The sequence below is a fragment of the Mycobacterium sp. 1245852.3 genome (assembly GCF_001669335.1).
GTDB classification, from domain to species: domain Bacteria; phylum Actinomycetota; class Actinomycetes; order Mycobacteriales; family Mycobacteriaceae; genus Mycobacterium; species Mycobacterium europaeum_A.
The window spans coordinates 19,366-31,986 of sequence record NZ_LZLL01000474.1; the positions used below are offsets into that span (position 1 = coordinate 19,366).

10 protein-coding genes are annotated in these 12,621 nt (G+C 66.2%); 3 read left to right on the forward strand and 7 right to left on the reverse strand.

The window, feature by feature from the left end:
* The first annotated feature begins 152 nt into the window (after positions 1 to 152).
* Positions 153 to 2,120, forward strand: a complete 1,968-nt coding sequence (locus A9W96_RS21085) for a SpoIIE family protein phosphatase (RefSeq protein WP_067142746.1) — start codon at positions 153 to 155, stop codon at positions 2,118 to 2,120.
* Here A9W96_RS21085 and A9W96_RS21090 read toward each other — a convergent pair.
* From A9W96_RS21090 to A9W96_RS21100, 3 genes are all read right to left on the reverse strand, one after another.
* On the reverse strand, positions 2,117 to 3,361 hold the full coding sequence (locus A9W96_RS21090; protein ID WP_066866603.1) for an acyl-CoA dehydrogenase family protein: 1,245 nt from the start codon (positions 3,359 to 3,361) through the stop codon (positions 2,117 to 2,119). The two genes, A9W96_RS21085 and A9W96_RS21090, sit on opposite strands and share 4 nt — an antisense overlap.
* 10 nt (positions 3,362 to 3,371) lie before the next feature.
* A complete protein-coding gene (locus A9W96_RS21095) occupies positions 3,372 to 4,514 on the reverse strand; it encodes an acyl-CoA dehydrogenase family protein (RefSeq protein WP_067021734.1) in 1,143 nt (380 codons plus the stop codon).
* Between the two features lie 222 nt (positions 4,515 to 4,736).
* Complete coding sequence (locus A9W96_RS21100) at positions 4,737 to 5,696, reverse strand: alpha/beta hydrolase (protein ID WP_066866601.1); 960 nt, start codon at positions 5,694 to 5,696, stop codon at positions 4,737 to 4,739.
* Between the two features lie 295 nt (positions 5,697 to 5,991).
* Between A9W96_RS21100 and A9W96_RS21105 the strand changes: the two genes are divergently transcribed.
* Together A9W96_RS21105 and A9W96_RS21110 are read left to right on the forward strand one after the other, a co-directional pair.
* Complete coding sequence (locus tag A9W96_RS21105; protein WP_066866600.1) at positions 5,992 to 7,224, forward strand: cytochrome P450; 1,233 nt, start codon at positions 5,992 to 5,994, stop codon at positions 7,222 to 7,224.
* Positions 7,221 to 8,378, forward strand: a complete 1,158-nt coding sequence (locus A9W96_RS21110) for a Zn-dependent alcohol dehydrogenase (protein ID WP_066866597.1) — start codon at positions 7,221 to 7,223, stop codon at positions 8,376 to 8,378. Before A9W96_RS21105 ends, A9W96_RS21110 begins: the two co-directional genes overlap by 4 nt.
* Positions 8,379 to 8,388: 10 nt before the next feature.
* Here A9W96_RS21110 and A9W96_RS21115 read toward each other — a convergent pair whose 3' ends face one another.
* The 4 genes from A9W96_RS21115 to A9W96_RS21130 are packed head-to-tail and all read right to left on the reverse strand — an operon-like array spanning position 8,389 to position 12,496.
* On the reverse strand, positions 8,389 to 10,293 hold the full coding sequence (locus A9W96_RS21115; protein WP_067142749.1) for a YhgE/Pip domain-containing protein: 1,905 nt from the start codon (positions 10,291 to 10,293) through the stop codon (positions 8,389 to 8,391).
* A gap of 3 nt (positions 10,294 to 10,296) precedes the next feature.
* Positions 10,297 to 10,974, reverse strand: a complete 678-nt coding sequence (locus tag A9W96_RS21120) for a hypothetical protein (protein ID WP_066866593.1) — start codon at positions 10,972 to 10,974, stop codon at positions 10,297 to 10,299.
* Between the two features lie 23 nt (positions 10,975 to 10,997).
* Positions 10,998 to 11,615: a TetR/AcrR family transcriptional regulator gene (locus A9W96_RS21125; protein WP_067142752.1), complete on the reverse strand. Its 618-nt coding sequence runs from the start codon at positions 11,613 to 11,615 to the stop codon at positions 10,998 to 11,000.
* 56 nt (positions 11,616 to 11,671) lie between these two features.
* Entirely contained in the window at positions 11,672 to 12,496 is an 825-nt protein-coding gene (locus tag A9W96_RS21130; RefSeq protein ID WP_067142755.1) for an SDR family NAD(P)-dependent oxidoreductase, read from the reverse strand.
* Positions 12,497 to 12,621 lie beyond the last annotated feature (125 nt).

Sequence of the window (12,621 nt, forward strand, 5' to 3'; positions counted from 1 at the left end):
ATTCACAGCGGTAACCAAACCGTTGCATTACGCAGCCAAGAACCATTGCTAATGTGAACAACTACGTGTGCAAATTGGGTCAACCCATTGACCCGGTTTTCGAGTCGGCCCTTGGTTGGCGGGCCGCTCGGGGCTGCTAGGAGGACGGCCAGATGGTGGCCGAAAAAGACTGGGACAGAACCGTCGGTGCGGCAGAGGACGTGCGCCGCGTCTTCGAGAACGTTCCCGCGCTGTTGGTCGGGCTCGAGGGGCCCGACCACCGATTTGTCGCGGTCAACGCGGCGTACCGCACACTCAGTCCGCCAATCGACTCCATTGGGCTATTTGTGCGCGACATCTATCCCGAGCTGGAGAGCCAAGAAATCCTGCACATGTTCGACCGGGTATATCAAACGGGCGAGCCACAGTCGGGCACGGAATGGCGGGTCCAGGCCGACTTCGACGGCGCGGGGCAGGCACAGGAACATTTCTTCGACTTCATCGTCACGCCGCGCCGGGCGGAGGACGGCTCGATCGAAGGCGTGCAGCTTGCCTTCGTCGACGTCACCAGCCGCGTGCAGACGCGAATGGCCGACGAAGCGCGCCTCGAGGAACTCTCCGAGCGGTACCGCAACGTCCGCGATTCCGCCACCGTCATGCAGCAGGCACTACTGGCACCCTCGGTGCCCGTCACTCCCGGCGCGGACGTGACCGCACAGTACCTCGTCGCCGCGGAGGACACCGCGGCCGGCGGCGACTGGTTCGACGCGATACCCCTCGGCGACCGGCTGGTGCTCGTCGTCGGTGACGTCGTCGGCCATGGCGTCAAAGCGGCCGCGGCGATGTCGCAACTGCGCACCGCGCTGCGGATGCAGGTCGTCGCGGGATATCCGATCGCCGAAGCGCTCGAGGCCGTCGACCGATTCCGTAAGCACGTCCCCGGATCCAACACGGCCACAATCTGCGTCGGCTCCCTGGACTTCGCCGCCGGCGAATTCCGGTACTGCACCGCGGGACACCCGCCGCCGCTGCTGGTGACGGCGGACGCCACCGCGCGCTATCTCGAGCCGTCGGGCGCGGGACCCCTCGGCAGCGGCACCGGTTTTCCGGTGCGCACCGAATTCCTCGACGTGGGCGACTCGATCCTGCTCTATACCGACGGTTTGATCGAAAGACCCGGCCGGCCACTGGGCGCCAGCACCGCCGAATTCGCCGAGCTGGCCGCGAACATCGCCGGCGGACAACGCGGGTTCGTCATCGAATCCTCGCAACGGGCGATCGACCGCATCTGTTCGGAGACACTGGAATTGCTGCTGCGGTCGACCGGCTACAGCGACGACGTGACACTCCTTGCGGCACAACGCCGGACGCCGCCCGCGCCGCTGCACCTGACACTGGACGCGACGATCCGTGCGGCGCGCATGGTACGCACCCGCCTGCGCCAATGGTTGTCGGAGGTGGGCGCCGACGCGGACGACGTCTCCGATGTGGTGCACGCGATCTCGGAGTTCGTCGAAAACGCGGTCGAGCACGGGTATGCGACCGAGGTCACCGACGGCGTTGTGGTGGAGGCGACGCTGTCCGGCGATGGCAGCCTGCACGCCTCGGTGAGCGACCGCGGCCGGTGGAAGGATCACCGCGAGGGCGAGACGGGGCGTGGTCGCGGCCTCGCCATGGCCGAGGCCCTGGTGTCGGAGGCGCACGTCCGACACGGAGCCGAGGGAACGACAGCCAGTCTGACGCACCGACTCTCGCGACCGGCGAGTTTCGTCACCGATTCCGTGATCAGCCGGGCGGCCGAGCGGCGCACGTTCAACGCGGAATTCGCCTCCGAGGTCAGCGAACCGGGCCGCATCGTCGTCAGCGGCGACGTCGACTCGAACACCGCATCCATCCTGGACCGTCAGATCGCCGTCGAAAGCCGTTCCGGCGTCGCACCATTGACGGTCGACCTCAGTGCCGTCACCCACCTGGGATCGGCGGGCGTCAGCGCGCTGGCCGCCGCCCGCGGGCGGGCCCAGCGGCAAGGCAGTGAATACGTGTTGGTGGCCCCGCCGGGCAGCCCGGCACACCATGTCTTGTCACTGGTCCAGATCCCGGTGGTGAGCGGCCTCGCCGAGAACCTCGTCGCCGAGGGTTAAGCCCGGTCGGCCCTGTCGCCGTGCCGCACCTGGTTGAACGGCACCCCGCGGTCGGCGGCGTATTCCCGGGGGAAGCCCAGCACCCGCTCGCCGATGACGTTGCGGGCCATCTCGGTGGTGCCGCCGCCGATGGCGACGGTCTGCCGGGACAAATAGCGCAGACCCGTTTCGAGTCCGGCGCCCGGTTCCCCGACGACTCCGGCACTTCCCGCGATCGCCAGCGCCGTGTCGACATCGGTCGTCGTGGTCTCGGAGTGAAACAGCCGGATGAGCGTCCCGGCGGCCGGCGGCAGCGCGCCGTCTCTGACGCTGCGGTACACGTGACCGATCAGTTGCTCGGCCACCGCGCGGTGCACCATGGCTCGACCGGCCATCTCCTGCACGCGTTCGTCGTCGGCCTGTCCGGTCTTCTCCGCAAGGGCCACGTAGTCGACCGGAATCGCGTTGCCGCCCTCGCTGCCACCGCCGCTGGCGAACTCGGACCCCTGCCCCACCGCTCGGCGCTCGTGGTAGAGCTGCCGCGAGGCCACCGCCCAGCCGCCGTTGACCTCGCCGACGACGGCGTCGTCTCCCACGTCGACACCGTCGAGGAACTCCTCGCAGAATTCGCTGGAACCGCTGAGCATCGTGATGTGCCGCAACGTGATTCCCGGATGCGCGATGGGCACCAGGAACATCGTCAGGCCCTCGTGCTTGGGTACCTCCCAATTGGTGCGGGCCAGACACAGGCCGTAATCGGCGGCGAACGCACTCGTGCTCCAGGTCTTGGCGCCGTTGATGATCCAACGATCGCCGCGGCGCTCGGCGCGGGTGAGGACGCCGGCCAGATCCGATCCGCCGCTGGGTTCGCTCAACAACTGCACCAGCACCTCCTCGCCGCGCAGCGCGGCGGCGATGTGCTGCTTCTTCTGGTCTTCACTGCCGGTGTCGAGCAGCGTGGCGCAGCAGATGGTGAACGTCGGGGTGTTGAGGATCAACGGCATCTCGTAGTCGAGGGATTCGACGTCGAAGGCCTTTTGGTATTCGTAGTCCAGCCCGAGGCCGCCGTACTCGCGGGGGAAGCAGATCCCGGCGAACCCGCCGTCGTACAACCGCTTTTGCAGTTCCCGGGCCCGCAACCACGACCGTTCGTCGTCACGCAGCGCGGCCGGTGGGGCCTCGCGGTCGATGGCGGGCATGTTGGCCGCAAGCCATGCCCTGGCCCGGGCGGCGAACTGCGCAACAGACTCGGTTGATGTCATCTCGTCTTCATCATTTCGCCGAACGACCCGCCTTCTCGAACTCGTACACGCGCAGATTGTGTTCCTCCGGCGTGCCGAACATGCTGCGGTACAACGTGATTCGACGCAGGTACAGGTGCAGGTCGTGTTCCCAGGTGACACCGATACCACCGTGCATCTGCACACAGGCCTGGACGATCTGGCCCGCCATCTCTCCCACGTAGGACTTGGCGATGCTGGCCGACAGGTTCGCTTGCGGCGCGCGGGCCGCCACGTCGGCGACGGCCGCCGAGGTGGTGGCGCGACAGGCTTCCAGCCAGAGCTTCATGTCGGCGAACTTGTGTTTGAGGGCCTGGTAGGACGCCAGCGGACGACCGAACGTGTGCCGGTCGAGTGCCCACTGCACGGTGAAGTCGAACACCGTCTGCAGAGCGCCGACCACCTCGGCGCATTGCAGCACCTGAGCGATCTGGCTCTGTCGCTCGACGAGCACCGCCGCCTCGTCGGCGGTGCCGACGGCCGCGGAGTGCGGCACCACGACCCCGTCGAAGTGCACACGGGCGTATTGCTTGACCAGATCGACCGACTGCTGGGGTTCGATCCGGACGCCAGGGGCGTCCGTCGGGACCAGGAACTGACGGATCTGCGCGCCGCTGCGCGCCACCACGAGCAGCACCGCACTCTGGGCGCCCGCCTCGACGCGGTCCTTGCTGCCGTCGATGCGGTAACCGGAGTCGGTCTCGGTGGCCGTCACCGAGGGATTCAGCGGTGCCCAACCCTGCCCCGGCTCACACACCGCCCACGACGCCACGGTTTCACCGGAGACCAGCGCCTCGATGGTGTCGGCGTGCTCGCCGGAATTTGCGCACTCGACAAGGCCGGCGAGCACGGCGCTGACCGGATACAGCGGCCCTGGCGCCACCGTCTTCCCGAGTTGTTCGGCGACCGTGGCCAGGTCGGCGAAGCCGTTCCCCGACACGCTTCCGCCGCCCAACTCCTCCGGGACCAACAGCGCGGTCCAGCCGAGCTCCGCGGCGCGCCGCCACCATGCGGGGTCGAACGAGGTGCCCTCGGCGTGCAGCTCCCGCACCCGGCGCAGCGGCGCTTCCTTGTCCAAAAAGGCCTGGGTGGTCGAGGTGAAAAGAATCTTCTCCGGAGAGTCGAGGGTCGTCATGGTGCCGAGGGGATCCTTCTTGACATTCGATCGCTGCGGCTGCAACGGAAACGGTTTGAGTGTTTGATCATCCGCCCGATCGGTCCTCGGTTGGCTGGCGTTTCTGATGTTAGCAACGCGCAATACGGTAAGAGATACCGGAGCTCAGTCGGTAAAAATTGGGACGGGCACGCCCTCCGGTGAGTCCGCCTCGTCGCCCGGCATCACCGGGGCGCGGCTGCGCTACATGGCGAACACGCGGCGCAGGGCCTGCGCATGCAGCGCCCGATTCTCCTGGGAAACAATCCAATCCGGCACCATCGAGTCGAAGCCGTTGAAGGTCGCGGCGATCACATGCAATTCGGTATGGACGTATGCGTGCAACAGCCGGTTGGCGTAGTCGATGGCCTCGTCGCGACAGGGATCGATCTCGGAGCAGCTGACGAACGTCGGCGGCAGGCCTTCGAGGTTGGCGCGGTGCGCCGGCACGTGCTGACCGTTGGCGCTGGCGTGGCCGAGGTAGTGGTTCCACGCCCGGCTCACCGCCGGACCGTTGAGGCCCGGGGTTCGCTGGAATTCCCGACGTGAGGGCGTGGCGTCGGAATCGAGCATCGGCTGGTGCAGGATCTGCATCAGAATCGCCGGACCTTCCTGGTCGAACATGCGCTGGGTCAGTCCCGCGACCAGCGCCGCACCGGCGTCGCGGCCCATTACCGCGATGCGGGCGGCGTCGGCATCCAGCTCCGCGCTGTTGTCGACCGCGTAGCGCAAGGCCGCTTCGACGTCGTCGAGCGCCGCCGGGCACGGATGTTCCGGCGCGAGCCGGTAGTCGACCGAAACAACCAGGCAGCCGCCGTCACGGGCGAGCTCCACGCAGTGCGCGTGGTCGGTCTCCAGGTTTCCGGTGACGAACCCGCCGCCGTGGGCGTAGATCACCACCGGCGCGGCGGATTCGGTGTGGCCGCGATACAACCGCAGCTCCAGTTGCTGACCGTCCGGGCCGGCGATGGATCGGGAGTCGATGGACACGCCGGTGGTGTCTGCCGACGCGGCGCGCTGGGTGGCCAGCAGGTTGGCGTGTTCACGCTCGGCCGGCAGCGTCTCGGCGCGGAATTCGAAGGCACCCAACGCCACGGCGGCGTCGCGCAGCACCGGATCGATGCGAGTGAGGCCGTGTGGCCGGGCCAGATTCGTCTGTGTCATGTCCACTCATTTTTCGGGCTCGTCGGGCGGGCTCATCGGCGGTTTCGGAAGGTAGGCCTTACCGGAAACCATCTTCAAGGTAGACCCGCGTTTTGGGGGTCGACACACGCGGTGCTCGTCGCGGGGGAACGTGCCAGGCGTCGCAGTGCGACGGAAAGCGTTTGAGCCATTGGGCTACGTTGCTATCTATACTATGATAGCTATTTTCCGCTCGGTTCCACCCGCCGTGGACTTCGCGGGCACTCGCTTTTGGTCCGCGTGAACGGCCTTATCGGTTGTCTCAGGAGGAGCGCTGATGACGCTCAGCACTGGCCCGAACGGTCAGCCCGTCGTACCTGCATTGGATTTCACCGGCGAAACCAGCCCCTATCCCTTCTTTGAGCACATGCGCCACACCGACCCGGTATGGCACGGTTCCCTGGGCGATAACAGCCAGCTGCCAGAAGAGCTGCGGCCCAACGACGAATGGGTCCTGTTCGGTTACGACGGTGTCTCGCAAGCTTTTCGCGACGACCGCGTCTTCACCTCGGCCGCGTACGACAAGACGATCGGGCTGGTGATGGGACACACCATCCTGGCGATGGGCGGCAGGGAACACCACGACCACCGCAACCTGGTGGCCAAAGCGTTCCGCGCGACGGCGCTGGAGCGCTGGGAGCCGAAGGTCATCGGGCCGGTCTGCGACCAACTCGTCGACGAAATCAAGAACGACGGTCACGCCGATCTGGTGAAGGCGGTGACCTTCGAATTTCCCACCAGAATCATCTCGACGCTGCTCGGGCTGCCCGCCGAGGATCTCGACCTGTTCCGGCGTCTGTCCCTCGACCTGATCTCGATCCCCACCGACATCGTGGCGGGATTGAATGCCGCCACCGAGCTCTACGACTACTTCCTCAAACAAGTCGAACAGCGCCGGCGCAAGCTGACCGATGACATCATCGGCGACCTGGTTGCCGCCGAGATCGACGGGGAAAAGCTCACCGACGAGGCCATCATCGCCTTCTTGCGGTTGTTGTTGCCGGCCGGCCTGGAGACCACCTATCGCTCGTCGGGCAATCTGTTGTACCTGTTACTCACCCATCCCGAACAGCTGGCCATGGTGTATCAGGATCGGTCGCTGATACCGATGGCGATCGAGGAAGGCCTGCGGTACGAGACGCCCCTGACCATGGTCATGCGCACCACGACCGAAGAGGTCGAAATCGGCGGCAAGACAATCCCGGCCGAGGCGCAGATCGACATGTGTATGGGTTCGGCCAATCGCGACGAGAGCCGCTGGACCGATCCGAACACCTTCGACATTCGCCGGCCGCGCCAGTCCCACATCGCCTTCGCCGGCGGTATCCACATGTGCCTCGGCATGCACCTGGCCCGGCTGGAAACGCGCGTCATGCTGAACAGCCTGTTCGACCGCGTCGAACGGCTGGCGTTCGTGCCCGACGACGGAACCGGCGAGGAATCCAGGATCGTCGGGCTCACCTTCCGGTCGCCGAACAAGCTTCCGGTCACGTTCGCCCCCGCCACATGAGAAGCCGCGCGGCGATCCTGCACGACGTCGGCGGGCCGTGGTCCGTCGAGGAATTCGAGCTCGATCCCCCCAAGGCCGGCGAGGTCCTGGTACAGATGGCAGCCGCCGGCCTGTGCCATTCCGACGACCACATCCTCAAGGGCGACATGTCGGCGCCCAATGAGGTGATGCGATCCATGGGGCTGCCGACCATGTTCCCGACGATCGGCGGTCACGAGGGATCTGGCATCGTGCGTGAGGTCGGCCCCGGCGTCACCGACTTCGCGCCGGGTGATCACGTGGTGATGTCGTTCGTCGCCGTGTGCGGCCAATGCCGTTGGTGCGCCAGCGGAATCGAATACCTCTGCGATGTCGGCATCGGCACCATGATCCCGGGGATGCCGACCGACGGCACCTTCCGCCACCACACCGCCGACGGCCGCAGCCTCGGCCACATCGCCAAGATCGGCGCATTCGCCGAACACACTGTGGTGTCGACGAATTCACTGGTGAAGATCGAGCAACACCTGCCGCTGACGTCGAGCGCGCTGCTGTCCTGTGCCATCCCAACCGGTTACGGCTCCGTCGCCAACCGGTCGAACATGCGCGCCGGGGACACCGTCGCGGTGATCGGTGTCGGCGGGATCGGGACGGGCGCGATCCAGGGCGCCCGGATCAACGGCGCCGCCCAGATCGTGGCCGTCGACCCGGTGGACTTCAAGCAGAAATCGGCGCTGCAGTTCGGCGCCACGCACACCGCGGCGACGATCGACGAGGCGCTGGACCTGGTGCGCGGTCTGACCTACGGAGTGATGGCCGACGCGGTGGTGGTCTCGCCGTCGCTGATCACTCCGGCAGACGTACGCGACGCGGTGAAGCTCACCCGCAAGGGGGGCACCTGCGTGCTCACCGGCATGACCTCGCAGTTGACCCGGTCGGTCAAGATCGACCTGCAGGACTTCATCCTGATGAACAAGACGTTGGCGGGCACCATATTCGGCTCGTGCAACCCCAAGGCGGACATCTCCAGGCTGGCCAAACTTTATGAGACGGGCCAGCTCCAGCTCGACGAGATGATCACCAAGCGCTATCGCCTCGACGAGGTCAACGACGCCTACGACGATTTGCTCAACGGCAGAATCGTGCGGGGCATCATCGATTTCGGGATCTGCTGAACCACGCCGGCTATATCTTGATCGCGGGAATCAGCCTGCTGAGATTCCAGAGCCGGTCTCTGCGCGCCGACAGGCACGAGATCGCCAGTGCGACAGCCGTTATCCCGGCCAGCACCGTGATCGCCTGCCATAGCCGGGCGTCGACACCACCGAGTATCAGCTGCCGGAGTCCGTTCACGCCGTAGGTCATCGGGTCGAAGCGGTGCAGGATCTGGAACGGCCGCGAAGTGGTCTCCACGGGGTACAAGCCGCCCGCGCTGACGAGCTGCAACATGAGCAGGGCCATGATCAGCACCCGGCCCACCGCCGGACCAACCAGCGCATTGATGGCTTGCGTGGCGGCCACGAACGCGGCGGAAATCAGCATCATGAACCCCAGCATGGCCGCCGGGTGCACCGCGTGCACACCGAGAGCGAACCGGACCACGCAGTAGAGAATGGCGGCCTGGAATACCGCGATCGCGGCGGCGGGCAGGTAGCTGGCGAGCACCACGCGGATCGCGAGCACCTCCGCGGCGATCGCGCGAGTCTGCAAGGGCCGCAGCACCATCCACAGCACCAAGGCGCCGAAGAACAGCGCGAGCGTCAGGAAGAAGGGAGCCATCCCGGTGCCGAAGTTGGGCGCGGCGTTCTCATGTGAAGCCTCGAGTTGCACCGGACCGCCGATGGTGTCGGCGACCGCATCCTTTTGCTGGCTTGTCCAGTTGGGTACCTGCTTGGCCCCCTCGGCGAGTTTGGTCGCCAGCTCGGCCGATCCCGTTTTGAGCTGGCGCGCGCCGTCGTCGAGCTTGCCGATGCCGCCGGCCAATTCGGCGTTACCGGTAGCGACTTGCTGGGCCCCGTCGCGCAGTTGGGTGAGCTTGTTCGTCAACTCCTGTCCCTTACCGCCGACCTGGTCGAGAGCCGACGCGAGCGGACTGCCCGGGTTGCGCAATCCCGATGTCATGGCGATCGCCGCGTTCTGCGCATCGGTGAGCTGCTGGCGGATCTGGGGCGTGAACTGGTGGCCCCGCAGCTGATCCTGGATGCCGCGCAGGTTGTTCGCCAGCGGATCCTGTCGGGCGGAGAGCTGATCGATCACCGATGACAGCGAGCTCGCGGCGGCGTCCTGCGCCGCGGCGATGGTGCCGAGCTGATCGTTGGCCTGCGCAAGCGCGGTGGCACCCTGTTGCAATTGCTGCGTGCTGCCACCGATTTGGGACACCGCCTTGGTCACCGCGAGCAGCGGGTCGGTGGCCTGGTTGATTCCGTCTGACAGTTGCTTGGCACCGGCGGCAAGCGTCGCCGAGCCGGACCGCGCGCTGTCCACGCCGGCTACCAGCTGACCGGCACCGTCATCGAGTCGGGCCGCCCCGTCCGCGGCCTGCTTGATACCCGATCCCGACGAAACCACCACCGACAACATCTGATTGACGGCCTGTCCCGAGATCCGGCTGGATACGGCGTTGAGTACCTGGCCGATGGCGGTACGGCCGATACTCGTCGAGATGTAGTTGTTGGCGTCGTTGTAGACGGCGATCAGGTTGGCCTTCTTCGGTTGCCCGGTCACCGGCGACGCGATCGCCGCGCTGAAGTCCGGCGGCAGCTCGACCATGAAGTAGTACTTACCGTGGTCGACTCCGTTGCGCGCCTCGGCTAAGTCCACGACGTGCCAGTCCAGGCCGCCGTCCGCGGTCAGGCTCTTGGCGATCTCCGCGCCGGCGTTGAACTGCTGCCCGGACACGACGGCGCCACGGTCGGAGTTGACCAGCGCCACCGGCATCTTGTTGGTGTGGCCGAACGGATCCCAGAACGCCCAGAGGTAAAGCGCCCCGTACACCAGGGGTAACAGCATCAGTACGACGATGGCCACGCGCGTCAATCGGCTACGGCCGAAGCGTTTGATCTCTGAGCCAAAGGCGAGTCCAGCCAGCATCTTTCAGCCCTCTCCGGTCAGGATGCGGTGATCGTGTAGTTCGTGGTCGGGTGCGTCCGTGCCGAGCGGGTTGGTCACCCCGACGACGACGGTGCGCTGTCTCGCGATCACGCCGAGCCGGTCGGCGGCGATCGTTCGCCGGGAATTGTCCCGAACCTGTTCGAGGTCGCCGACCACCAGGATCGGACGGTTCGACAGCAACGCCAGCGTGATTCGCAGCAAGAACAGTTCGAGGTCTGACAGTTCGACGATGTAGGTGTCGTTCGACGGCGGGGCCATCTCGCCGAAGACCTCGGTGAGCTCGGCCGGACCCGATTGCAGCGGCACCGATGAATACCACGGCGCCAGCCACCGGCGCTGCTCGGCGAGCACTGTCCCCACGGTCACCGAATCCTCCAGGTCATCGATGTCATCGAAGGCCGCGATGGAGCACTGCCGGCGAATCGCGCGCGGGGTTGTCTCGCCGAGGACGGTGAGCGTGCCGTGGCTCGGCTTGAAACGCCCCGCGAGTGTCAGCAGCAGGGTAGTCTGCCCGTGCCCGCCGGGCATCTGGATCGCGTGAAAACCCGGCGTCAGGGTCAGGTCGACCCCCGAGAACAACGGCCCGTGCTCACCGTCGACCCCCAATCCGGTGGCGGTGATGACCGGTGCGATGTCGTCCGGTTCGTCCTTGGCATCCATGGTGTGGCTTTCCCTAATACCCTTTAAACCGGAATCGATTCCAGCAGTGCGGTGATCAATTGCGCGAGCAGATCGGGGTTGATGGTTCCCGGACGCAACACCTCTTCCATCGCGACCCCCAGGTTGATCGTGACGACGAGCTGGGCTACGTCGGTCAGTCGCCGGTCGCCCGGCACGGTGTCGGTCGATTCGACGATGTGCAGTGCCTGGTCGGCCGCGGCGCGGCGGCGCCCGATCAGGCGTTCCCGTAGCTGTGGATCGCGCTGGGCGCGCAACCAGTACTCGACGAGCAGTACGTAGTAGTCGGAATGGTCGCGGACCGAGTCGAGCACCGATCGGCTCACCTCTCGCGCGGCCGCGGCGCGGTCGCCGTCGCTGCGGCCCAGCGCAATCGCGATCTGCTCGCCGCGCAGCTCGAACTCGCGGTCGAGCAGGGCCAGGAACAGCTCATCCTTGGATTCGAAATTCGAATACACCGCACCCTTGGTGAAGCCCGCGGCTTGGCCGATGGCGTCGATGGTGGCACCGGCGAACCCTTCGGCGGCGAAAACCTTCGACGCCGCGTCCAGGATCCGGTCGCGAACCTCACCCCGGGTGGGGCGGCTGCGAAGCGGCTTGACAGGTGACATGTGCAGCAGCATACCGTTCGGTATCGGTTAGATACTACGGAGTATCGAAGATCACCCCGACGGAGCCGTCAGCCGACCCTGAACGCGGTGCGCTCCCACAGTTCGGCGGCCAATCGCGGGTCCTCTGCCAGACGGCTGGTGTTGGCGACCTTGCGCTTGGCGTAGTACGCGCCGGGTGTCCACTCAGAACCGGGCGTGCTCGACGCCAGCCGCACCAACTGGTCGGCGCCCTGGTCCGAGGTCGAGATGAACAGCGCCGCCGGGGTGTACCGCTGCATGAAGACCAGGAATCGCGAACCCGACGCGACACCGATGTTGGAGTTGACGTTGCCGGGATGCACGCTCGCGACGGAAAGTCCGCCGGCATGGTAGCGCCGGTGTAATTCCTTGGTGAACAACATGATTGCCAACTTCGACAACGCGTAGGCAGCGGCCGGCCGACGGCTGGCGGTGTTCTCGAGGTCGTCGACGGTGGCCCGGAAAATCAGCTTGTGCGACGAGCTGGTGGTGTTGACGATCGTGGCGTGCGACTGCAGCAGCACATCCAGCAATTGGGTGGTCAGCAGGAACGGCGCCAGGTAGTTGACCTGATAGGTGCGTTCGTAACCGTCGGCGGTCAGCTCGATCTTGCTGGCCATCCTGCCCGCATTGTTGAGCAACACGTCGATGCGCGGGTATTGCGAACGAATCTTTTCCGCCAGTGCCCGGACCTGGGACAGGTCGGCGTAATCGACGACGAAGTAGTCCGCGTCCAATTCGGCGGCCACCGCGGCGGTCTTGGTTGGGGAGCGGCCCACCACGACGATCTGGTCGCCGGTGCGGCTGAGGCGACGGGCCGCGGCTGCGCCGATGCCGTCGCTGGCGCCGGTGATGACAATCGTCCTGCGCGTCATTGCGAGACCTCCACACCGGAGTGTAGCGAGGACCCCGCCGCAACGGCGCGGCCGCGCTCAGGTCAGCGAGTAGCGCACCGGAAGGTGTTTGAGGCCGCCCACGAAGGTGGTGGCGACCAATTCCG